The sequence below is a fragment of the Brevibacillus fulvus genome, assembly GCF_016908525.1.
GTDB lineage: Bacteria > Bacillota > Bacilli > Brevibacillales > Brevibacillaceae > Brevibacillus_G > Brevibacillus_G fulvus.
Map to the genome: position 1 here is coordinate 21,642 of NZ_JAFBEB010000014.1, position 23,109 is coordinate 44,750.

Here is a 23,109-nt window from a genome sequence, read left to right on the forward strand (position 1 = left end):
TAATTTTATTAATAAGGCAAAATTAAAATTGTAAAAACCACTTGACGTAAATTTCTGAAAAATTTATGATTCTTACAAAGGTCATAAACAAGAACAAATGTAAGGTGTGGTGAGAATGTTGGAAACTTTAAAGATTCCGGCTCCTATCAGCGAAGAAAAGCTGGTTTCTCTCTATAAGCAAATGTGGCTGATTCGCTATTTTGATGAAAAGGTCGACCAGTTTTTTGCCAAAGGCCTGATCCATGGTACTACCCACCTCTGTGTCGGCCAGGAAGCATCTGCCGCCGGAGCGATTGCTGTCATTCGGGATACCGACAAAATTACCAGCACGCACCGTGGACACGGGCATTGTATCGCCAAAGGGGCGGATGTGAACAAGATGATGGCCGAATTGTTCGGGCGTGCTACCGGCTATTGCAAAGGCAAAGGCGGCTCGATGCATATCGCTGACCTGGACAAAGGGAATCTGGGCGCGAATGGCATCGTCGGCGGCGGAATTCCGCTGGCGGTTGGTGCAGCCCTTACTTCGAAAATGAAAAAACTGGGCTACGTTGTGCTTTGCTTTTTTGGCGATGGCGCTTCCAATGAAGGAAGTTTTCACGAATCGCTCAATCTCGCATCGATTTGGCAACTGCCGGTTGTGTTCATTTGTGAAAACAACCAATACGGGATGTCAGGTTCGGTTAAAGAGATGACCCGTGTGGAAAATATCGCCGATCGCGCCGTCGCTTACGGCATTCCCGGCCAGGTGATCGACGGCAACGATATGCTCGAAGTGATGAATGCGGTCTATGCAGCGGCAGAGCATGCGCGGGCAGGAAAAGGTCCCGTACTGATCGAGGCCAAAACCTATCGTTGGAAAGGGCATTCCAAAAGCGATGCGAAAAAATACCGCACGCGCGAAGAGGAGGAAGAATGGCGCAAGCGCGATCCGATCAAACGGTTCAAAAACGTTTTGATTGAAGCCAAAGTGTTGACGGAAGAACAGGCTGATCTGCTGCAAGAGGAAGCGCGACTGGAAATCGAGCAGGCGGTGGAATTTGCGGAGACAAGTCCGCAACCGCCCATTGACAGTTTGCTGGAAGATGTTTACGCCTGAGGGAGGAGGATTGGCATGAGAGAAATCACATATTTGGAAGCGGTACGGGAAGCGATGAGCCAGGAGATGCGGCAAAACGATGATGTGTTTCTTCTGGGCGAAGACATTGGCGTCTATGGAGGTGCGTTTGGCGTAACCCGGGGAATGATCGAAGAATTCGGACCGGAGCGAATTCGCAATACACCGATCTCGGAAGCGGCGATTGCCGGAGGTGCGGTTGGGGCGGCGGTCACCGGGATGCGCCCGATTGTGGAACTGCAGTTTTCCGACTTTATCACCATCGCGATGGATCAGCTGGTCAACCAGGCGGCCAAACTGCGCTATATGTTTGGCGGCAAGGGCAAAGTGCCGCTGGTGGTGCGCACGCCAGCCGGTTCGGGAACAGGGGCTGCTGCCCAGCACTCCCAAAGCCTCGAAGCCTGGATGGCGCACATTCCGGGGCTGAAGGTGGTCCAGCCTTCGACGGCCTACGATGTGAAGGGATTGTTGAAAGCGGCGATCGATGACGACAACCCGGTGATCTTTTACGAACACAAATTGCTCTATAAAACAAAATGCCATGTCCCGGAAGAACTCTACTCCATTCCGCTGGGCAAAGCCGATATTAAACGCGCCGGGAAAGACGTGACGATTGTCGCCACAGCGATCATGGTGCACCGGGCGCTGGAAGCGGCCGCAGAGTTGGCAAAGGAAGGAATCGAGGCAGAGGTAGTGGACCCGCGCACGTTGGTGCCGCTGGATGAGGAGACAATTGTGCAGTCGGTCAAAAAAACCGGCCGTGTCGTGATTGTCCATGAAGCGGTCAAACGAGGCGGTTTCGGCGGAGAAATTGCCAGCATTATCGCGGAGAGCGAGGCATTCGATTATCTGGATGCGCCGATCAAGCGGCTGGGCGGACTGCCTGTGCCGATTCCGTACAACCCGCTGTTGGAAAAAGCGGCAGTCCCGCAAGTAGCTGACATCATCGCAGCTGTAAAGGACACGTTACGTTTTCGATAAGGAGGAAACCGCGTTGGCTAAGGAAATTTTCATGCCCAAGCTCAGCAGTACGATGGAAACGGGGACGCTCCTGCAATGGCTGAAGGCAGAAGGGGAGCCGGTGGAGGTCGGCGATCCGCTGTTTGAGATTATGACCGACAAGATCAATATCGAAGTGGAAGCCTACGAGCGGGGCATCTTGTTAAAACAATATTTTCAGGCGGATGCGCAAATTCCCGTCAACCAGGTGATTGGTTATATCGGGGAAGCCGGTGAGCACGTTCCCGAGCAGGCGCCTGGTTTGCAGACTGAACCGGCGGCCACGCCAAAAAAGGCTGGTACGGAAGAAACAGCACTCGCAAATACCGAGCAACAATCGGCGGATGAGAGAGTGCGGGCCACTCCTGCGGCAAGGCGTGTCGCTCGCGAGCGGCAAGTGCAGTTGACAGCTGTGAATGGAAGCGGTCCCAATGGCCGGATTCAATTGCGGGATCTCGACAACTACACACAGACCGGACAACAAGCGGAGGTGCGCATGACGCCGCTGGCCCGAAAAATGGCAGCGGATGCCGGTGTGGAGCCGTCCGCGCTTAGCGGCAGCGGAGTCAACGGCAAGATCGTCAAAGCGGATGTAATTGCCGCCAACTCTGTGGGCAACTCGTTTTCCGCCGCAAAACCCCTACGGAAAAAAATCAGCGGCATGCGCAAAGTTATTGCCGAACGGATGGCCCACAGCGCTTTCACGGCACCGCATGTAACCTTGACGACGGAGATCGACATGTCGCAAACGGCAGAACTTCGCACACGCTTGTTGCCGGTCATTGAAAGACAAACCGGACTGCGCCTCTCCTATACCGAGCTGATCATCAAGGCGACAGCGGAAGCGTTGATTCGCTACCCAGCGGTGAACGCAGCGATGGAACGCGATGAGCTGATCTACCATGAAGCGGTCCATATCGGGGTGGCTGTCGCTGTTCCCGACGGCTTGGTTGTCCCCGTGCTCAAACACGCCGATCAAAAGCGGTTGAGCGAGTTGACCAAAGAAACGAAGGAAATCAGCAAGCGGGCGCGGGAGCAAAAATTGCTGCCGGATCAGCTCAAAGGCTCGACTTTTACGATCAGCAATTTGGGCATGTATGCGATCGATGCGTTTACCCCGATCATCAACGCGCCGGAAACAGCGATTCTCGGCATTGGGAGAATTGCCGAAAAGCCGGTTGCTGTGGACGGCGCAGTCGTCATTCGCCCGATGATGACCGCGAGCCTCTCTTTTGATCATCGCGCGATCGACGGTGCGCCGGCAGCGGAATTTTTGACGGAAGTGAAGCGAATTTTGGAAAACCCGTGGGAACTTTTGGTCTAGGAGGTGAGCGGAACATGCATTATGACATTGCGGTGATCGGCGGTGGGCCGGGCGGTTATGTCGCTGCCTTGCATGCAGCCCGGCTGGGAAAAACCGTTGCTTTGATCGAAGCGAAAGATTTAGGCGGGACCTGTCTCAATAGAGGTTGTATTCCTTCCAAAACGTGGTTGAAACACGCGGAAATCATTGAATCAATAGAAAAAGCGCACGAATGGGGCATCGAAACCGGAACGCTCGCTTTTTCGCTAGCCAAGATGAAACAGCGCAAGGACTCGGTGATTATGCGGCTGCGCCAAGGGATCGCCGGATTGTTGCGGCAGGAAAAGATCGCCCTGTTTCAAGGATATGGCCAAGTGCTGCCAGATGGACATACGGTCGAGATTGTCGCTGACGGAAAAGCAGAGCGCATAACAGCGGAACGGATGATCGTTGCCACCGGTTCCACTCCGGTTATCCCGCCGATCGAGGGGCTGGACAGCGTCCATTATGAGACGAGCGACACGATCTTTGATCTGGCCGAAATCCCGGCTTCGCTTACGATTATCGGCGGCGGTGTGATCGGGGTGGAGTTGGCTTGTATTTTTGCCGCGTTGAAAACAGAGGTGACGGTCATCGAAATGGCCAATCAGATCATTCCGAGTGAAGATGCCGAAGCAGCCGGCGTTTTGCGAAAACAGCTGCAAATGAAAGGCATTCGTTTTGCGACAGGGAGCAAAGTCGACCATGTTGCGCAAACCGGAAAGATGATTACGGTCAAAGGTACAGATGCGAATGGCCATGCTTTTGCCCTGGAGACAGCTTCCTTGTTGGTATGTGTCGGGCGCAAGCCAAACACCTCGGCGGTCAGCCAATTGCCATTGGCCAAAAACGGGCCGTTTATCGCTGTCAACGACAGGATGGAGACAAGTGTTCCTTCTGTTTATGCGATCGGTGATGTCATCGGCGGCTACCAGTTGGCACACGTCGCCAGTGCGGAAGCGATTGTCGCAGCAGCCAACGCCTCCGGTCTGGCGAAAACGATTGGCTGCCGGGTTGTTCCGCGCTGTATTTATACGTTGCCGGAAGTCGCCAGTGTCGGTATTAGCGAACAAGAGGCTGTAAAACAAGGCTTGTCGGTCAAGACCGCCCGATTCGATCTCATCGGCAACGGCAAAGCGATTTCTGCCGATGAATTTGCCGGTTTCGTCAAGATTGTCTATGAGGAGCGGTTTGGAGAGATCTTGGGTGTGACGATGGTCGGCCCGCATGTAACAGAGATGATCTCGTCGGCTTCCGCCTATATGTTTCTCGAAGGCACTGTCGAAGAACTGGCGGAAATGATCCATCCGCATCCGACCGTTTCCGAATCGCTCGGCGAACTTGCCCAACATATCTTGACCAGACTCAAGCGCAAGCAACCGGTCTTGGAAGCAGTCAACTGATGAAGCGGGAGGGCTGACCAATGTGGGGAATGCTGATCGTTTTGTTTATCGCCTGCTGGCTGCTGCAAATTTTGCTCTCTGTCCTGCAAATGAAGCATTATCAAAAAACGGTGGCCCGATTGAGCAATCGCCCCTCGGGCTATCTGGGGGTTGGCGTGGAGAAAAAGCGGCTTGGCATCGGCACCGTGATGGTAATCGTGACCGATACCGACGGGACAATTGTCGATTGCGAAGTGATGTCAGGCGTCACCGTGTTTTCCAGATTCCGCAAATGTAAGCGTTTTATTGGAGCCGACCTGTTCCAGCTGACGCTCACTTCCGAAGAGCAAAAATACTTGCCGTCCTTTGCGGGGGCAAGGGCCAACATTGAACGACAGATGAATGTTGCCACTCAATGACAAGGAGGGATGAAACATGGAATGGTTCGTCAAAATCGCCGAAGGATTCATCGGGATGTTTCAAAAGGGGGGAGAACAGTTTGTCGGCATGCTGACCGGCATCGTCCCCACCTTGATCTGCTTGATTACCGCCGTGAACGCGTTGATCAAAATGATCGGAGAAGAGCGGATTTACGGTTTCGCGCAAAAATGCACAAAAAACATTATCTTGCGCTACACGCTGTTTCCCGTACTGGCTGTCTTTTTTCTGACCAATCCAATGGCCTATACATTCGGCAAATTTTTACCCGAGAAACAAAAACCAGCTTTTTACGATTCAGCGGTCTCATTTGTCCATCCGGTTACCGGTTTGTTTCCCCATGCCAATCCGGCTGAGCTGTTTGTCTATATGGGGATCGCCCAAGGAATTACCCAGTTGGGCTTGTCTTTGGGGCCGCTCGCCATCCGGTTTTTTATCGTGGGGATTATCGTCATCTTGATTCGCGGGATTGTGACGGAGAAAATTACGCAAAGCATGATGAAAAATAAAGAAGCAAAAGCAGAGCGAACGGCAGCGATGCAAGCATAAAGGAACAGGGGGATGTGTATGAGCCAATATCAAGCGGTGAAAATCGTCAAAGGACCGGGCGGTTGGGGCGGACCGTTGATCATCCAGCCCGAGGCAGGCAAAAAGTATATCGTTTCGGTTACGGGCGGCGGAATCCATCCGGTGGCGCAAAAAATCGCCGAACTGACCGGGGGAGAAGCAGTCGACGGGTTTACGACCTCGATCGAAAAAGAACAAATGGCTTGTGTCGTCATCGACTGCGGGGGGACGGCCCGCTGCGGAGTTTATCCGAAAATGGGAGTATTGACGGTGAATCTGACGGCAACTTCCCCGTCTGGACCGTTGATGAAATTTATTCAAGAGGACAATTTTGTGTCCGGCGTGCGGGAAGAACACATTTTGGTCAGCGAGAATCAGCCGGCAGCCGGTACGGTGTCGCCAACATCTGCCGTCGATCCGCAAAAACTGAAAGAGGAAGCCAAGCAAAAAGCCGCGCAATATATGGGCACGGTCAAGCAAAATCGCAAGCAATCGATAATTGAGAAAGTGGGCCGCGGCATGGGCAGTGTGGTCAGTGTGTTTTATCAGGCCGGCCGGGAAACGATTGAGCAAGTGATCAAAAATATTTTGCCTTTTATGGCCTTCGTCAGCACGATTATCGGCATTATCCTTTATACCGGGATTGGCGACTGGATTGCCAAAATTGTTACCCCCTTGGCGGGGAACTTGATTGGTTTGTTGATCTTGTCACTGTTGTGCGCGCTGCCGATTTTGTCTCCGCTGTTGGGACCAGGCGCGGTCATCGCCCAGGTGGTCGGCGTCTTGATCGGCGTAGAAATCGGCCGCGGCAATATCCCGCCCAGTTTGGCTTTGCCGGCGTTGTTTGCGATCAATCCGCAGGTTGGCTGCGACTTTGTTCCGGTCGGCTTGACGCTCGGTGAAGCCAAGCCGGAAACGATTGAAGTCGGAGTTCCCGCTGTATTGATGTCGCGCTTTATCACCGGACCGATCGCGGTGGTGATCGCATATTTGTTCAGTTTTGGGCTGTATGAATAAAAACGGATGGAGGAGCAGAGATGAAAACCATTTTTGCGGCAAAAGTTGTTGAAGTCGGCGCGGAAGTGCAATTGTTTCTGGAAGAAAAAATGATGGTCCTGTTTGATCAGACAGCGCCAGCCGATCTGAGGGACATTGCGGTTGTTCATCAGGGCGGGGTATTGCGAGAAGAGATAGAAGCGGGTGACGAATTGGTGATCAACGGCGAGGGGTATCGCATCCATTTTGTCGGCAGCAAAGCAAACCAGACGATCCGCGAATTGGGCCATGCAACGATCGCCTTTAACGGGATGGACAATTCAGACATGCCAGGCACGATCTGCGTAGAGGATAAGCTGCTGCCAACCATCGACATTTCTGCGGAAATTTTGTTTCGCAAGCGAAACGGCAGTTGAGCGGCAAAACAGACAGCCGCAATGAATTTGCAAAATTGCGCCGATTTAAACGGAATGGAGCTGAGCGATATGGAGCAGTTGATCGAATTGGATGAACGGGCAGTTCAGTTAGGGATCGAGGGCGGTTCGGACAAAGATGTCATCGTCCAAATGTATCGGAGACTCCGCGAGTTGGACTATGTGGAAGAATCGTATTTAGCGGCTGTGTTGGAGCGGGAGCAGGTCTATCCGACGGGCCTGCCTCTTGCCGATCAGCTGGGGGTAGCCATTCCTCATACGGATGCGATCCATGTCCGCAAGCCTGCCATCGGCGTCGGCCAGTTGCGAACCCCTGTTGCTTTTCAGGTGATGGGCAGCCCCGGACAGACGATAGATACGCATCTCGTCTTTATGCTGGCGGTCAAAGACCCGCAGCAGCAGATTACGATGCTGGAGCGGTTAATGGGCATGTTTCAGCAACGAGCGGTCATGGCTCAACTGAAAAACGCCGCGGCCTCCGCTGACGTTATTCGGCTGATGCAGGAACAGCTCAATCTCGCCTGAAACATGGCGGACAGCTGCAAACATAAATGAAAGCGCTTTAATTTTATGGGGAGGTGTGCGGTATGATCAAGCAAGCGGTGGATTATATTCTTGATTTGGGTCCATCCATTATGTTGCCGATTATTATGACCATCTTCGGAATGATTTTGCGGCAAGGCTTCAAAAAATCATTTCGCGCCGGCTTAACGATTGGGGTCGGCTTTGTCGGCATCAATCTGGTGATCGAGCTGTTGACCGGGGCGCTTGGCCCTGCGGCACAGTCGATGGTGCAAAATTTGGGCTTGCAATTGGATATTCTCGATGTCGGGTGGCCAATCGGCGCGGCGATCTCTTTTGGCACACCCGTAGCTCCCCTGATGATTCCTTTGGTCCTGATATTAAACGTGATTCTGCTTTCCGCCAATTTTACGAAAACGCTCAATCTGGACATCTGGAACTTCTGGCACCTGATCTTCGCGGCCTCGGTAACCTACTATGCTTTTGACAGTATGTGGCTGGCCATCGCCGTTGGCCTGGTGGTCACCGCCATCACGCTCAAGCTGGCTGATTGGACGGCACCGGCGATCGAACATCACTTCGGCTTGAAAGGGGTCGTGCTTCCCCACTCCGAAACGGTCAACTTTGCCCCGATCATGTACGCATTGAACAAGATCGAAGACAAGATTCCCGGTTTCAACAAACTGAACGCCAACCCCGAAACGTTGAGCCGACGTCTGGGGATTTTCGGCGAACCGCTGGTGATGGGACTTGTTCTGGGGATCATTATCGGCTTGCTTGGCGGATATGATGTAAAAGGAATTTTAACGCTTGGCGTCAAGATGGCCGCTGTGCTGATTTTGATGCCGCGGATGGTCTCGCTTTTGATGGAGGGGCTGATCCCGATTTCCGAAGGAGCGCGAGAGTTTATTTCCCGACGGTTCCCGGGGAAACACGTCTATATCGGTCTCGACGCGGCGATTGTCATCGGGAATCCCGCCAACATGGCCGTGGCATTGCTGATGGTGCCAATCACGATCTTGCTGGCGGTCATCCTGCCTTACAACGGGATGCTCCCGTTTGCTGACTTGTCCGTGCTGCCATTTACGGTCATTTGGGCGGTTGCCGCTTCGCGGGGCAACATCATCAGAGGGTTGCTCAACAGCATTGTTTCGCTGATGATCGTCTTCTTTATCGCGACCAATTTGTCCGACTTGGCCACGACGATGGGAAAAGCGGTCGGCTTCAGTTTTCCGGAAGGGGCAACGCGCATTTCCGGCATTGATCTTGGCTCGCACATCATTCCCTGGATGATTGTCCGCCTGCTCGATCCTGCCAATCCGTACTTCTACGCGGCGATCCTGGCAATCATTGTCTATGCGCTGTTGTGGTACTGGGTCCGCCATGATATTCGCAAGCAGTACGCCAAGGAAATCGGAGCGGAAGCGGCCAAGACAGAGAAAACGGTTTCGGGGTAATTCCGGGCGCGGTATTTTGTGAATGAAGAAGGAGGAAACAAAAATGGCAAAAAAAATTTTGGTGGCATGCGGTACAGCAATCGCAACATCGACGGTAGTGGCCAGAAAAGTGGAAGAACTGCTCAAAGCGAAAGGCTACGATGTGATCGTCGAGCAATGCAAAGCGGCAGAAGCGCCAGCGAAAGCCTCGCAATATGATCTGATCATTGCGACGACGCCTGTCAGCGGAGTGGGCAACACGCCGGTCATTCAAACGATTTCGTTTTTGACCGGGATGGGGATTGAAGATGACATGAAAAAAATAATCGAATATTTGGGCTAGATCGCAAAACATCCCATTTGGCAAAAGCTGCGGCGCTGCCAAATGGGTATTTTACAAAAAGGGGGATCTAAAGTGAAAGCGGCTGTGTATTACGATAAAGGGGACATCCGTTATGAGGAAGTGGCGCTGCCTATGATCGGCCCGGATGAAATTTTGCTAAAAGTAAAAGCGTGCGGCTTGTGCGGCACGGACATCCACAAAGCTCTCGATCGGTTGGTCTCGCCTGGAACGGTACTGGGACACGAAATCGCCGGCGAGATCGTCGAGGTGGGGCGCGAGGTCAAAGGGTACGCCGCAGGAGACCGGATTTACGCGGCCCATCATGTACCCTGCTTTACTTGCCATCACTGCCGGCGCGGCGCCTACTCGTTATGTCCGCAATTCAAGCGGACGAATGTGGAACCGGGCGGATTTGCCGAGTACATTCGGATTCCCGCTTTGCATGTGCAGCACACGATCGGCAAACTTCCCGCCCAGGTGAGCGACGAACAGGGAGCGATGGTCGAGCCGGTTGCCTGCTGTCTGCACGGCTTTGAGAAGATCGATTTTCGGCCAGGCGCTTCCGTTCTGATCATGGGAGCGGGGCAGATTGGCTGCATACAGATCCAGTTGGCCCGCCACTTTCTGGCATCGCAGATCATCGTCAGTGATCTCAATCCTTTTCGTTTGCAAAAGGCGTTGGAATTCGGCGCCGATTATGCCGTCAACAGCGCGACGCACGATCTGGAAACGGAAGTGATGGAAATTACCGCTGGCGCCGGCGTTGATGTCGTCATCATTTCCGCTGGTGTGGATGCGCTGCTGCCGCAAGCGATCAACGTGCTGAACAGAGGGGGGACGGTGCTCGTCTTTGCTCCCTTTTCCGGACGGCAAGTTTCGATTCCCGCCGCTCGCTTCTTTCAGGATGAAGTGAAGATCGTGGGCGCGTATTCGTCCAATCCTTACCATTACCCGACCGCCTTGCAGCTGCTGAGCAGCCGGATTGTCGACGCAGAGAAAATGATCACCCATCGTTTTTCCCTGGCGGAGCTGCCGACGGCGATTGCGTGTGCCCATCATCCGTCCGGACAGGTCATCAAAGTGATGATCAAGCCTGAGCAGGAGGAGGGGAATGCAGTTGGAACTGTTTCCGCTGGCGAATAAGGTGGCACTCGTGACCAATGGATTTGGACCAGTTGGCGAGGAAATATGCCGCCGCTTGGCTGGGGCGGGGGCGAATGTCTGGCTGCATGGCCAAGTCGAGGAAGGCTGCGAGCTGTCGGACACGATGGCCGCGGAATGGACGGCGTTGGGCGTTCATCTGTCCCCGGTGCGGGGAACGGCTGCGGATCGGCAGACGATTGCGCAGTTGGTCGCCACGATCCTTGAACAGTGCGGCAAAATTGATCTGTTGGTCAACAATTGTCAGGCCGGCCAGCGCCGCTCCTTTCATCAACTCACCCCGGCAGACTGGCTAACAACGATGCAACTCAATCTGGATCGTCCGTTTTTGTTCTGTCAGCAAGTGCTGCCGGCAATGCTTGGGGCGGGCGGCGGCACGATTGTCCATGTTTCCTCGACGGCTGCGCTCACGGGACAGATCAGCCCGGATTTTGCCGCTTCGCAAAGCGCTGTCCAATCGCTGACAAAAGGATTGTGGCACGAATTTCACGGGAAGGGGATTCAGGTCATCGGTCTCGCCCCCGAAGCCAAGGAAGCAGGTGCAGAGCAAAGCGGGCAGCTCGCCAAGGCCATCGGCGAGATGGTGTTGCTGCTGGGCACCGGCTATGGTGTCTATTTGAACGGAGAGATACTGACCGTGCATGGAGGGATTCCAAATGGCTGATCCGACAGTCAAGCGAAACATCGTCGTCGTTGGCGGAGCAGCCGGCATCGGCCGGGAGATCGCGCGGCAGTTTGCGCGAAGCGGCGACAGGGTGGCGGTTGCTGATATTAACAAACAGGCGATCGAGGAATTGACCGCAGACAGCGAAGGGTCCATATTTGGGTATTACGTTGATGTCAGTTCCTGGGAGAGCGTCTGTCATTGGGCGGACGACCTCATCCGTCGATTTCCCGCCATTGATTCATTTATTTACTCAGCGGGAATCACGAACCGCCGCCCGTTTTTGGAGATTGACTGGCCTGCCTGGCAAAAAACAATGGCGGTTAATTTGCACGGGTTGTTTTATTGTCTGAAAGCGGTGCTTCCGCTCATGCGGCAACAGCAGGGGGCCAGTGTTGTCATCATCGGCTCGGGCTCGGCGATCACCGGGACGGGGGGCGGTGTTCATTATGCTGCTTCCAAAGGCGGTGCTTTTGGTTTGCTGAGAGCGTTGGTTGCGGAGCTGGGACGGAAAGGAATTCATTGCAACGTAGTGGCCCCGCGTGTCATCCAATCGGAGATGCTTGATCGCTTGTATCCTGATCCTGACGACAAGCAAAAACTGATTGACCAAATCCCGATCGGCCGGTTGGGGCAGCCTGCCGACATCGCGGCGCTGGTGCGATTTTTGAGTCAACAGGAAGCGCAATATATCCACGGGCAGATTATTTTGGCCGATGGCGGGCGAACCTTTCAGGCCGACTGAACCGGCAAGCGGAGGTTTGCTGCCGTTTGCGGCAAAGAAAGGTTTGCATGACGCCGACAGTTGTTATAATAAAGGAAGTGTGAGCAGGAGGAAAAGGTGGTACGTTCATGTTAAGTTGGGAAGAAAGGCGGCAGATCGTCAAGACTGCCAATTTGTACTATATGGATGGATGGACGCAGGAGCAGATTGCCAAAAAAATGGGCGTCTCTCGTCCGGTGATCTCCAAATTGTTGCAAAAAGCCAAAGAGTTGGGCATTGTCGAAGTATATATTAAAGACGAAAGCGTCCATACGGTTGAGCTGGAGCAAAAGCTGGAAAAAAAATTCGGTCTCAAAGATGCCGTGGTTGTTTCCACCGTCGGATATACTCCGGAAATGGTCAAACAGGCGGTTGGCCAGGCCAGCGCCCATTATTTGTCCAAAAATATGAAACAGGTCAAAAAGCTGGGCATTTCCTGGGGGTCAACGCTGGCGGAATTGGTCCGGCAATACCCTTATGAACGGCGGGAAGATTTGAAAGTGATTCCATTAGTCGGCGGTATGGGCACGCAAAATGTGGAAATTCATGCCAACCAACTCGCCTATGAGCTGGCCAAGAAAATGAAGTGCAAGTGCTCGTATTTATATGCTCCGGCGATTGTGGAAACCGTGGAATTGAAAGAGCATCTCGTCGCAATGAGGGACATCGCCGACGTTTTGGAAGAAGGAAAAGAGGTAGACGTCGCGCTTGTCGGTATCGGCAGCCCATACAAAGGTTCGACGATGCGGGCGATCGGCTATTTGCAGGAGGAGGATCTCCAGCATCTTCGCAAGATGCAAGCGATTGGCGATATCTGCTCGCGGTTTTTTGATGAACAGGGACAGCCGGTCAAACATCCGATCAATGACAAAGTGATCGGCTTAACGCTGGAGGATTTAAAAGAGATTGAAACGGTCATTGGCGTGGTGGAAGGAAGCCACAAGCTGGAAAGCGTCCACGCGGTGCTGCAAGGAAACTACCTGGATGTGCTGGTGATCGATGAACTGACAGCCTCGGCGTTGGTCGAAGAGCGTTAAAGCGTTAAAAAAGGGGAGGACTGGTGAACAGCTCTCCCCTTTCTATGTAAAGCTATTGCCAGCCGGTTTACAACCTGGAAATCCAGTAAACGATTCGCCCGACAATGTAACCGAGCACAATGACCCAGACAACTTTTGCCCAGACACTTAATCCTTTGATATATTCCAGCAAATTTCTATTTCGATTCGGAAATTGGCTCATCAGTTTGCACTCCTTTGTCCAACGGTTTCTGATAGCGAATAAAGAGAAAAATGCCCAGCAACATAACGGCTCCGCCTATAGATTGGGCAATGGTAATGTTTTCACCAAGGATCAAATAAGCAAGGATGGCGGTACCGACGGGTTCTCCCAAAATACTCATCGAGATCGTCGTGGTATTCAGCCACTTGATTACCCAGTTCAGCAAGGAATGGCCGAGCAGCGTAGGAATAAAAGCAAGCGAAAAAAACCAAAGCCAGTCTGCTGAACGGTATCCGGTCAACGGAATGCCTAAACAAAGATCGTAAAGAAACAAAAGCAAGGCGGTTACGGTATAGACGACAAAGGTATAGGCGGGCAAGGATAGCGACTGACGAATATATTGCCCGATCAGCCAGTAACCGGTGACAGTGGCGGCTCCGAGCAGTGCCAATACATCTCCCCACAGCGCGATACCGCCTATTTGAAAATCTCCCCAACCGATCACAAAGCTTCCCAGCAATGCCAGCAGGCAACCAGCCAGGGGCAAAGCGCTGATTCGCTCGCGAAATAAAAAAAAGCCGCCGATAAAGGCAAATAAAGGCTGCAGCGTAACGAGAACGGTTGAGCTCGCCACCGAGGTGAAGCGAAGCGATTCAAACCAGAGCAAAAAATGGACTGCCAGAAATCCGCCGGCCAAGACGATAGCCAGCATCTGTTTGCCGGTCAGATGCAACAGTTCTTTGAGCGTATTTCGCTGGATCAAGACAAATGGCAAAGTCAACAGCGCAGAAAAAGCAAGTCGATACGTGGCGATGATCGCGGGTGGAGCAGACGCCAACTTGACGAAGATCGCCGAGGTGGACAGCGCAACAACGCCGATGACCAGAACAAGATACGGGTGAACAGAAGGTTTTTCCATATACAATTCCTTTTTAGATGGGTTAAAAGTATTTTTGGCAGGCTACAGGTACTATTCCCTATTGTACTCAGAGTCGGGCTGCTAGACAATGGGACTCTTTGAAAAGAGGAAGAAGATGCGGAGAATGACCGTACAATCCGCATGAATGAGATGGGGCAGCAGATCAAAAACTATGCCTAGCAATGAACTTCAGTCAAATTTGAGGTAGACGATGCATAGAAAGATTGTCGCTGTTTCCCTGTGTCTGTTGCTGCTGTCCTTGATCGCACACCCTTGCCTGGTCAGCGCCAAACAAAACGATCTATACATTTATATCAATCTGTGGCACAACCGGCTTGAACTGAAAACGAGCAGCGGAACGGTGGTCAAATCGTTTCGCGTCGCACCCGGCGCCAAGGAAACTCCTTCGCCAATCGGCAAATTTCGGATTATCCAAAAATCGAGAGACTGGGGCGGGGGGTTTGGCACACGCTGGCTCGGCTTGAATGTCAGCTGGGGGATATACGGCATACACGGTACCAACCGTCCGGAAGCGATTGGGCGATACGTCAGCCATGGTTGTATTCGCATGAAGAATCGCGACGTTGAACAATTGTTCCCCTATGTCTCTGTCGGGACTCCCGTCATAATCGACGGGCCGATCATGGGACATGAATCGTTAACGTATCGCGATCTAGTACCCGGCTCGCGCGGAGCGCTGGTTCAGCTCGTGCAAAATCGGCTGAAGGCCGCCGGCTATTACTGGGGAAGCGCGAACGGCATCTACGATCGGGGAACGGAACTGGCTGTGATCCGGTTTCAGAAGAAGGAAAAGTTGAAGGTGACAGGCCAGATACACCTTGCCGATCTGCAATATTTGGGTATCGTCGAATAGTTACGATCTCTGTCGGTTTCTTATTTTGCCAGTGTTGTCGGGCCTATGGTAAGATGGTGGGTAATGAGATGTGAAGAGAGGGGTCGGACCGGATTGAGTCATTTTGTGTTAATTGATGGAAACAGCATCGCCAACAGGGCTTTTTATGCCCTGCCGTTGCTGTCCACATCTAACGGACTCCATACCAATGCGGTATTGGGCTTTACGACGATGCTGCTAAAGGTGCTGGAGGAAATGAAACCAACCCACATTATGGTTGCGTTTGATGCTGGCAAAGTAGTATTTCGACACAGTGAATTTACTGATTACAAAGCAGGCAGAAGCAAAACGCCGACAGAATTGTCGGAACAGTTTCCGCTGATCCGCGAGCTGCTCGATGCTTTTTCCATCAAGCGATTCGAGCTGGAAGGGTACGAGGCGGATGATATTATTGGCACTTTGACGTTGCGGGCTGACCAGAACAATTGGAAGACGACGGTGATCACAGGCGACAAAGACATGCTGCAATTGGTCTCCGATCATGTTTCCGTTGCTTTGACTCGCAAGGGTGTCAGCGAGCTGGAAGTTTATACGACAGCGGAAATTGAGCAAAAGTATGGATTAAAGCCTCAGCAAATCATCGATTTGAAGGGGTTGATGGGCGATGCTTCCGACAATATTCCGGGCGTTCCGGGAGTCGGCGAGAAAACCGCGTTGAAATTGCTGCACCAGTACGGAACGGTAGAAGAGGTGCTGAACCATATTGACGAAATTTCCGGTAAAAAGCTGCAGGAAAATTTGCGGGGCAATGTGGAACAGGCCAAAATGAGCAAATCGCTGGCGACGATCCTGCGGGAAGCTCCGGTCGATCTGGAGCTTGACCAGGTCGGCTACAGCGGGTACGATCCCGGTAAATTGCTGGAGTTTTTCAAACGGATGGAATTCAAATCATTGATTCCCAAGATCAAGGGAATTTCCGCTACGAGCGGCTACAATGCGGAAGCCGGCGAAGCGGATGAGACTGCCGGCAAGTCTGTTCCCTTTTCTTACTTGATTGCCGATCGCGGCTCGCTCGCCGAGTTGGCCGAAAAACTGACTTCGCCGATGGGGTTGTTCGTGGAAATGGACGGGGATAATTATCACCACGCGCCTATCGTGGGCTTTGGCCTGGCGGCGGAAGATTTTGCCTTGTATCTTCCGATGGAGCTCGCGCTGGAGTGGGAAGCGTTTCGGCAATGGCTGGCGGACGAAACCAAACAGAAATGGGTGTTTGACGGGAAACGGGATACGGTTGGCTTGGCTTGGAACGGTTTGCAGCTGAACGGTATCCAGTTTGACATGTATTTGGCGACGTATCTGTTAAATGCGACCGAAAGCAATCCGATACTGGCTGACGCCGCGTTGCAATATGCTGCGGTGGCGATCGCTTCCGACGAGAGCGTATATGGCAAAGGAGCCAAGCGGGAATTGCCTGAACTGGCGACCTTGAGCGAGCACGTTGCCCGGAAGGCGACTGCGATCTGGCAAGCGGTTCCGGCCATCCGGAGGGAACTGGAACAGCAGGAACTGAGCGAACTGTTGACGAAGCTGGAAGGTCCGCTTAGCCTCGTGCTGGCCGAGATGGAACGAACGGGTGTGAAGCTGGATGCGGAACGGTTGGTGCAGATGGGTCAAGAGCTCGATCGCAAGCTGGACGAGCTGACGAATAAAATTTACGATTTGGCGGGAGAACCGTTCAACATCAACTCGCCGAAGCAATTGGGCGAAATCTTGTTTGACAGGCTGCAGCTTCCGGTGCTGAAAAAAACAAAGACCGGTCCGTCAACAAGCGCTGATGTATTGGAGAAACTGGCGCCCTATCATCCGATTATTGACGAAATCCTGTTGTTCCGCCAATTGGGTAAGCTGCGTTCTACCTATATTGAAGGGCTTTTGAAGGAGATCAACAGCAAAACCGGGAAAATCCATACCTTGTTCAATCAGGCGACCACGGCTACAGGCCGATTGAGCAGTACGGAACCGAACTTGCAAAACATCCCGATCCGCCTGGAAGAAGGACGGAAAATTCGCGAGGCGTTTGTTCCTTCGGAAGCGGGCTGGTACATGCTTGCCGCCGACTATTCGCAGATTGAACTGCGGGTATTGGCTCATATTTCCCGTGACCAAAATTTGATCGATGCGTTCCGGAAAGGAATGGATATCCACACGCGGACAGCGATGGATGTTTTTGGTGTGTCTGAGGACGAAGTCACTTCAATGATGCGCCGTCAGGCCAAGGCGGTCAATTTTGGTATCGTCTACGGCATCAGCGATTATGGCCTGTCGCAAAATTTAAATATCACCCGCAAGGAAGCGGCAGAATTTATTGATCGTTATTTCGCTGTTTTCCAAGGGGTAAAGCAATATATGGAAGACATTGTCGAGCAGGCCAAGCAGGACGGATATGTAACAACGTTGCTGCAGCGCAGGCGCTATTTGCCTGACATTCGCAACAAAAATTTCAACCTGCGTTCTTTTGCCGAACGTACCGCGATGAACACGCCGATACAAGGAACAGCCGCCGATATTATCAAACTGGCGATGATTCGCATGCAGGAGAGCTTGCGGCAACAAGGCTTGCGCAGCCGGATGCTGCTGCAAGTGCATGACGAACTGGTTTTTGAAGTGCCTCAGGACGAGCTGGAGACAATGAAAACGCTGGTAGCCGATGTGATGGAAAACGCCTTGCCATTGGACGTGCCTTTGAAGGTGGATGTTCATTACGGTCCAACATGGAATGATACGAAATAAATTTGTGTTACCACAAGCAATGGGAGGAGAGAGCGGTGCCAGAACTGCCCGAGGTAGAAACCGTCGTGCGGACGTTGCGCAGATTGGTCATTGGCAAAACGATCGAGCGAGTGACTGTTTTGCTGGCGAGAATTATTCGCTATCCGGATGACGTCGAACAGTTTAAAGCAGAATTGGTTGGACAAACCATCCATCAGATCCAGCGCCGCGCCAAGTTTATCCAATTTAAATTGGACCGCGATGTTCTGATCTCCCATCTGAGGATGGAGGGCCGATACGGGCTTTATTCATCAAACGATGAGGTTGAGAAACATACGCATGTCATTTTTCATTTCACCGACGGAACCGAGTTGCGCTATCGGGACGTTCGCCAATTTGGCACGATGGATCTCTATCCGTTAGGAATGGAAACGCAAGCGGGGCCACTGGTCAAATTGGGGCCGGAACCGCTGGAGCCAGCGTTCACCGAAGAGACGTTTCGTCGGATGTTGAAGGAGAGATCCACCAAAATCAAGCCGCTGTTGCTGAATCAGGAATTTTTGGTAGGGCTGGGGAATATTTATGTGGACGAGGCCCTGTTTCGCGCGGGTATCCATCCGGAACGGACAGCTTCCGGCTTGACCCGCAAGGAAGTAGCAGCGCTGCATCAAAGCATCAGGGAAACGCTTGCGGAAGCGGTGGAGCAAGGGGGAAGCTCGATCAAGTCGTATGTAAACGGACAAGGTGAGATGGGGATGTTTCAGCAATCTCTGCGCGTATATGGCAGGAAAGGTGAGCCTTGTACGGTTTGTCTCACGCCGATTGAACGGTTGGTAGTGGGGGGACGCGGCACGCACATTTGTCCCAAATGCCAAAAGTGAGCAGCTTGCAGTTACAGTACGTGAATCTTTCCTGAACAATGGTTGCGGTTCATCATCAAAAAAGGGGAGAAGCGCATGATACTTGGTCTTACCGGAGGAATTGCGACCGGAAAAAGCACCGTTACCGCCATGCTCCGTGAGCGAGGCATTCCTGTCATCGATGCGGATCAAATCGCCCGGGAAGTCGTCGAACCGGGAAAACCGGCCTATGAAGCGATCGTCGAGCATTTTGGCAAAGGCATTTTGCTGCCAAATGGCCAGATCCATCGCCGGTTGCTGGGGGAGATTGTCTTTTCCGATGAAGGGCAGCGGCAGAAACTGAATTCCATCGTTCATCCCGAGGTGCGCAAAGTGATGCGGGAGCAGGCGGAAGAAGCGGAACAATCCGGGGCGCCGATCGTTTTTATGGACATTCCGCTGTTATTTGAAAGCAAGCTGCAACATATGGTGGACAAGATTGTCGTCGTCTATGCGCCGGAATCCCAGCAATTGTCGCGCATGCTGGAGCGGGATGAACTGAATGAAGAGCAGGCCATAAAGCGACTGCGGGCACAATGGCCGATCGAACAGAAAAAACAGCTTGCTGATTTCCTGATCGACAATCAGGGAAGCAGAGCGGAGACGGAGACGCAGGTTGATCAAATGTTACAGAAAATAAAGGCGGAGTTGGCACGATGACCAAAAAGCAGCAAGCCAGCGTATTACTTATCTTTTTGTTCGCTGTTTTCATACTTATTAATACGCCGCTTGTATGGAAGTGGATGTATCCGATTAAATACGAGCAAGAAATTTTAACAGCCGCCAAGCAATATCAGGTAAGCCCGTATTTGATTCTCGCGATTATTCGTTCGGAGAGCGCCTTTGATTACGATCGGGTGTCGAAAAAAGGGGCAGTCGGTTTGATGCAGGTGATGCCCGATACGGCACAATGGGTGATCGAACAAGCAAACTTGGCGAAGAACGAGCAAGTACCTTTGACAGAGCCCGGGCTGAATATCTCGATCGGAACGTGGTATATGGCTTTTTTGCTGGAACGATTCGACGGCGATCTCGTCAAGGCGGTCGCTGCCTACAATGCAGGGCCAAGCAATGTGAATGCCTGGTTGGAAAAGTCGCAGTGGGATGGAACGATCGAGCGCGTACAGGACATACCGGTCGGGGAGACGCGGCACTATGTGCAACGCGTTTTCTATTTTCAAGATCGCTATCAAAAAATTTATTCGGATTTGCTGCAATAAGCGCTTGCTGTCGAGAAGAGAGCAAAGCGCTTTTTTTTATCATCGGTATGAAATCACCATTTTGATGATATAGATTGTCAAATGTGTCATACTTATTATAAGATATTGAATAATATAGTATGACTCAATAAGTGAAAGGGGATTCATAATGTCTATTAAAATAGGTATTAATGGTTTTGGCCGAATCGGACGCATGGTATTTCGCCGTGCTGTTCAAGATCCCAACATCGAGATTGTTGCGGTAAATGCAAGTTATCCCCCTGAAACATTGGCCCATTTGTTACAATACGATTCGATTCACGGGAAGTTTAATCATAAAGTGGAAGCAAAGGACAATGCGATTTTCGTTGACGGAAAACCGACCGTTGTGCTGTCTGACCGCGATCCGCGCCGATTGCCTTGGGGCGAGTTGGGGGTGGAAATCGTCGTCGAGGCGACCGGAAAATTTAAGGATCGCGAAAGCGCGGGAGAACACTTGCGCAGCGGAGCGAAAAAGGTGGTCATTACCGCTCCGGCAAAAGAAGAAGATGTGACGATTGTCATGGGCGTGAATGAAGAAATGTACGACCATGACAACCACCATATTGTGTCCAACGCTTCCTGCACGACCAACTGTCTGGCGCCGGTGGCCAAAGTGCTGCATCGCGCGTTCGGGATTGAGCAAGGGCTGATGACAACGATTCATTCCTACACCAATGACCAGGTGAACATTGATAACCCTCACAAGGATCTGCGCCGTGCGCGTGCCTGCGGGCAATCGATTATCCCGACCACAACCGGGGCTGCACGCGCTGTCGGCAAAGTATTGCCTGAATTGAACGGCAAATTAAACGGCTTTTCCTTGCGGGTGCCGACGCCCAATGTGTCCGTGGTCGATTTGGTCGCGACGGTAAAGCAACCGGTGAGCGTAGAAGAAGTGAACCGTGTCTTGCGGGAAGCAAGTGAAAGAGACATGAAGGGATACCTGGCCTTTTCCGATCTGCCGCTGGTCTCCATTGATTTTAACGGAGATGACCACTCGGCGATCGTTGACGGATTATCGACAATGGTCATGGGCGGCAATCAGGTGAAAGTGTTGGCTTGGTATGACAATGAGTGGGGATACTCCTGCAGGGTGGTCGATTTGGTACGCCATGTTTCGGAGTGGAAACAGCTCGGCGTGAAGCGGGAAACAGTTGTGCGATAACACGAAAAAACCTTTCGCGGCGGTACGAACGTGCCGTCGGAAAGGTTTTTTGTTTGTTCATGCGGCAGCTGCTCAAGTCGTTTCCATGTGAAACAGCTCGTCATCATCAAAACCAACGATAAATTTGGTCAATTCTTCCTTCAAATCAACTTCATACGGCATTCGGACATCGTTGCCGCGGCCGTCTTTCATGACGCGGACGGTGGGGCGCTGGCAATATTTCGGATCGACTCTGCAGACAACGCCTGTTTCCCCCGTATTCAGCACTACGCCGCTCCCGACCGGAAAAATGGCGATATGGTCGCGGAACGCCTGAACCAGCCGATGCTCAAACAAATAGCCGCCGCTGCCCAACAGGTATTCCAGGGCATCCTGCGGCATATACCGTTTGCGCCAAGGCTTGGGCGAGGTAAGAGAATCGTAAATGTCACAAATCGCAACGATTTGCGCATATTCATGGATTTTTTTGCCGGACAGCCCTTGCGGATAGCCGCTGCCATCGAGACGTTCATGGTGCTGCAAGGCGATATGGGCGGACAGCAAAGAAATATCGTGCTGTTTTCGCAAAATATTGAAGCCGTGGATCGTATGCTGTTTGGCAATTTCCATTTCTTCCTCTGTCCAACGTGTTTCCTTTTTCAGCAATTCCGGCGGCAGCTCAATTTTCCCGATATCATGGAGCATCGCTCCGATCCCGAGATCGAGCAGTTGGTTGCGATTATAGCCAAGCGACATCCCTACCGCTGTGGCCAATACGGAAACGTTCACCGCATGGTAATACATCGAACCGGAAAAGGTGGAAATATTGGCAAGATGGACGAGAATTTGCGGATTGCCCATCAAATCGCTCAATATCGCCTGAAATGCCTGCTGAAAGTGCAGCCCCATATCTTTGACGGAAACGCGCCGCGCCAGTTTGTTGGAATTCATCAATTGCTTGACCGTTTTTTGAATCGTATCGGCAGCCAATCGCCGCGTCTCCGGCCGGATCAAGTCTTCTACCACGATATCTTCCGTTTGCGGATCGTCGATATAAATGGCATCAATCCCGGAACGTACCAGACCGTCTATCAGCCGGTCGGTCAAGATCATCCCATTGCCGAGTAAAACCTTCCCGTCTCCCGTAAAAATTGTCTTGCCCACCTTCATGCCTGGACGGGCTTGTTTTAGGGAAAGGAGTCGCATAGTAAACCTCCTTTTTTGTCGAACCATGTACTCAATCTATTTTAGGCATTTTTGTGAATGAATGAAATAGGTAGAATGATTTGAACTTGACTTTTGTCCATGAATTGAGGGACACTACTAGTAAGTATCGTCAAATCTGGAGTTGATCAATAATGCGCTGCCCATTTTGCGAGTACAATGGGACAAGGGTCCTAGATTCACGTCCTTTTAACAATAATAAATCGATTCGGCGCCGACGTGAATGTGAACAATGCGAACGGCGGTTTACCACATTTGAAGTTGTCGAAGAAACACCGTTGTTGATCGTGAAAAAGGACGGAACGCGCGAGGAATTCAATCGGGATAAAATATTGCGCGGTTTGGTGCGTGCCTGTGAGAAAAGGCCGGTTTCACTGGAATCGTTGGAAACTATCGTGAACGAAATTGAAAAAGAATTGCGAAGCAGCGCACTTAGTGAGATTCCCAGTCAAGATGTGGGCGAAAAGGTGATGGAGCGGCTTTATCATGTCGACGAGGTGGCCTACGTTCGGTTTGCCTCCGTCTATCGCCAGTTTAAAGACATCAGCGTATTTATGAGAGAGCTGGAAGACTTGTTGACACAAGCGCGAAACAGCCGCCAGAAAAGAGACGCGGACGAAACGAAGACGGACGTGTAAGCTGCCTGTTCGCCAAGAGTGAGCAAAAGGCTGCCGATCG

25 protein-coding genes are annotated in these 23,109 nt (G+C 52.1%); 22 read left to right on the forward strand and 3 right to left on the reverse strand.

What is annotated here, in order from left to right:
• The first annotated feature begins 115 nt into the window (after positions 1-115).
• The 15 genes from pdhA (at position 116) to JOD01_RS16395 (ending at position 13,201) form a co-directional block, all read left to right on the forward strand.
• Positions 116-1,099 carry a pyruvate dehydrogenase (acetyl-transferring) E1 component subunit alpha gene (gene pdhA / locus JOD01_RS16325; RefSeq protein ID WP_204519382.1) on the forward strand — a complete coding sequence of 328 codons (984 nt, stop codon included), beginning with the start codon at positions 116-118 and terminating at the stop codon, positions 1,097-1,099.
• Between the two features lie 15 nt (positions 1,100-1,114).
• Entirely contained in the window at positions 1,115-2,098 is a 984-nt protein-coding gene (locus JOD01_RS16330) for an alpha-ketoacid dehydrogenase subunit beta (RefSeq protein ID WP_204519383.1), read from the forward strand.
• 13 nt (positions 2,099-2,111) lie between these two features.
• Positions 2,112-3,440, forward strand: a complete 1,329-nt coding sequence (locus tag JOD01_RS16335) for a dihydrolipoamide acetyltransferase family protein (RefSeq protein ID WP_204519384.1) — start codon at positions 2,112-2,114, stop codon at positions 3,438-3,440.
• Between the two features lie 14 nt (positions 3,441-3,454).
• Complete coding sequence (gene lpdA, locus JOD01_RS16340) at positions 3,455-4,861, forward strand: dihydrolipoyl dehydrogenase (RefSeq protein WP_204519385.1); 1,407 nt, start codon at positions 3,455-3,457, stop codon at positions 4,859-4,861.
• A gap of 20 nt (positions 4,862-4,881) precedes the next feature.
• Positions 4,882-5,259: a transcriptional regulator GutM gene (locus JOD01_RS16345; protein ID WP_204519386.1), complete on the forward strand. Its 378-nt coding sequence runs from the start codon at positions 4,882-4,884 to the stop codon at positions 5,257-5,259.
• A 16-nt stretch (positions 5,260-5,275) separates the two neighbouring features.
• The gene (gene srlA, locus JOD01_RS16350) at positions 5,276-5,827 is read left to right on the forward strand and encodes a PTS glucitol/sorbitol transporter subunit IIC (protein WP_204519387.1); all 552 of its coding nucleotides are present in this window, start codon (positions 5,276-5,278) and stop codon (positions 5,825-5,827) included.
• An 18-nt stretch (positions 5,828-5,845) separates the two neighbouring features.
• Positions 5,846-6,862, forward strand: a complete 1,017-nt coding sequence (gene srlE, locus JOD01_RS16355; protein WP_204519388.1) for a PTS glucitol/sorbitol transporter subunit IIB — start codon at positions 5,846-5,848, stop codon at positions 6,860-6,862.
• A gap of 20 nt (positions 6,863-6,882) precedes the next feature.
• Positions 6,883-7,257: a PTS glucitol/sorbitol transporter subunit IIA gene (locus JOD01_RS16360; RefSeq protein WP_204519389.1), complete on the forward strand. Its 375-nt coding sequence runs from the start codon at positions 6,883-6,885 to the stop codon at positions 7,255-7,257.
• Between the two features lie 21 nt (positions 7,258-7,278).
• Entirely contained in the window at positions 7,279-7,800 is a 522-nt protein-coding gene (locus JOD01_RS16365) for a PTS sugar transporter subunit IIA (RefSeq protein ID WP_204519390.1), read from the forward strand.
• Between the two features lie 62 nt (positions 7,801-7,862).
• Positions 7,863-9,254 (forward strand): PTS galactitol transporter subunit IIC, encoded by a 1,392-nt coding sequence (locus JOD01_RS16370; RefSeq protein ID WP_204519391.1) that lies wholly within the window; start codon positions 7,863-7,865, stop codon positions 9,252-9,254.
• Between the two features lie 43 nt (positions 9,255-9,297).
• A complete protein-coding gene (locus JOD01_RS16375; protein WP_204519392.1) occupies positions 9,298-9,576 on the forward strand; it encodes a PTS sugar transporter subunit IIB in 279 nt (92 codons plus the stop codon).
• A gap of 72 nt (positions 9,577-9,648) precedes the next feature.
• Positions 9,649-10,719: a zinc-binding dehydrogenase gene (locus JOD01_RS16380; RefSeq protein ID WP_204519393.1), complete on the forward strand. Its 1,071-nt coding sequence runs from the start codon at positions 9,649-9,651 to the stop codon at positions 10,717-10,719.
• Positions 10,688-11,401, forward strand: coding sequence for an SDR family NAD(P)-dependent oxidoreductase (locus tag JOD01_RS16385; protein WP_204519394.1), 714 nt, complete (start codon positions 10,688-10,690; stop codon positions 11,399-11,401). The genes JOD01_RS16380 and JOD01_RS16385 overlap by 32 nt, the downstream gene beginning before the upstream one ends.
• Positions 11,394-12,146: an SDR family NAD(P)-dependent oxidoreductase gene (locus tag JOD01_RS16390; protein WP_204519395.1), complete on the forward strand. Its 753-nt coding sequence runs from the start codon at positions 11,394-11,396 to the stop codon at positions 12,144-12,146. Before JOD01_RS16385 ends, JOD01_RS16390 begins: the two co-directional genes overlap by 8 nt.
• Positions 12,147-12,253: 107 nt before the next feature.
• The gene (locus JOD01_RS16395) at positions 12,254-13,201 is read left to right on the forward strand and encodes a sugar-binding transcriptional regulator (RefSeq protein ID WP_204519396.1); all 948 of its coding nucleotides are present in this window, start codon (positions 12,254-12,256) and stop codon (positions 13,199-13,201) included.
• 67 nt (positions 13,202-13,268) lie between these two features.
• Here the strand turns inward: JOD01_RS16395 and JOD01_RS19915 are convergent, their stop codons facing one another.
• Together JOD01_RS19915 and JOD01_RS16400 are read right to left on the reverse strand one after the other, a co-directional pair.
• Positions 13,269-13,403 carry a hypothetical protein gene (locus tag JOD01_RS19915; RefSeq protein ID WP_275581969.1) on the reverse strand — a complete coding sequence of 45 codons (135 nt, stop codon included), beginning with the start codon at positions 13,401-13,403 and terminating at the stop codon, positions 13,269-13,271.
• The gene (locus JOD01_RS16400) at positions 13,378-14,301 is read right to left on the reverse strand and encodes a DMT family transporter (RefSeq protein WP_204519397.1); all 924 of its coding nucleotides are present in this window, start codon (positions 14,299-14,301) and stop codon (positions 13,378-13,380) included. Before JOD01_RS16400 ends, JOD01_RS19915 begins: the two co-directional genes overlap by 26 nt.
• A 211-nt stretch (positions 14,302-14,512) precedes the next feature.
• Between JOD01_RS16400 and JOD01_RS16405 the strand changes: the two genes are divergently transcribed.
• From JOD01_RS16405 to JOD01_RS16430, 6 genes are all read left to right on the forward strand, one after another.
• Positions 14,513-15,175 carry a L,D-transpeptidase family protein gene (locus JOD01_RS16405; RefSeq protein ID WP_204519398.1) on the forward strand — a complete coding sequence of 221 codons (663 nt, stop codon included), beginning with the start codon at positions 14,513-14,515 and terminating at the stop codon, positions 15,173-15,175.
• A gap of 93 nt (positions 15,176-15,268) precedes the next feature.
• Positions 15,269-17,944, forward strand: coding sequence for a DNA polymerase I (gene polA / locus JOD01_RS16410; RefSeq protein WP_204519399.1), 2,676 nt, complete (start codon positions 15,269-15,271; stop codon positions 17,942-17,944).
• A 35-nt stretch (positions 17,945-17,979) separates the two neighbouring features.
• Positions 17,980-18,804, forward strand: a complete 825-nt coding sequence (mutM, locus tag JOD01_RS16415) for a DNA-formamidopyrimidine glycosylase (protein WP_204519400.1) — start codon at positions 17,980-17,982, stop codon at positions 18,802-18,804.
• 75 nt (positions 18,805-18,879) lie between these two features.
• The gene (gene coaE / locus JOD01_RS16420; RefSeq protein WP_204519401.1) at positions 18,880-19,482 is read left to right on the forward strand and encodes a dephospho-CoA kinase; all 603 of its coding nucleotides are present in this window, start codon (positions 18,880-18,882) and stop codon (positions 19,480-19,482) included.
• Positions 19,479-20,042, forward strand: coding sequence for a lytic transglycosylase domain-containing protein (locus JOD01_RS16425; RefSeq protein ID WP_204519402.1), 564 nt, complete (start codon positions 19,479-19,481; stop codon positions 20,040-20,042). Before coaE ends, JOD01_RS16425 begins: the two co-directional genes overlap by 4 nt.
• Before the next feature lie 148 nt (positions 20,043-20,190).
• Positions 20,191-21,228 carry a glyceraldehyde-3-phosphate dehydrogenase gene (locus JOD01_RS16430; protein WP_204519403.1) on the forward strand — a complete coding sequence of 346 codons (1,038 nt, stop codon included), beginning with the start codon at positions 20,191-20,193 and terminating at the stop codon, positions 21,226-21,228.
• 72 nt (positions 21,229-21,300) lie between these two features.
• Here JOD01_RS16430 and JOD01_RS16435 read toward each other — a convergent pair whose 3' ends face one another.
• Entirely contained in the window at positions 21,301-22,413 is a 1,113-nt protein-coding gene (locus JOD01_RS16435; protein ID WP_204519404.1) for an HD-GYP domain-containing protein, read from the reverse strand.
• A 152-nt stretch (positions 22,414-22,565) separates the two neighbouring features.
• Here JOD01_RS16435 and nrdR point away from each other — a divergent pair, with 152 nt between their 5' ends.
• Entirely contained in the window at positions 22,566-23,069 is a 504-nt protein-coding gene (nrdR, locus tag JOD01_RS16440; protein ID WP_204519405.1) for a transcriptional regulator NrdR, read from the forward strand.
• Positions 23,070-23,109 lie beyond the last annotated feature (40 nt).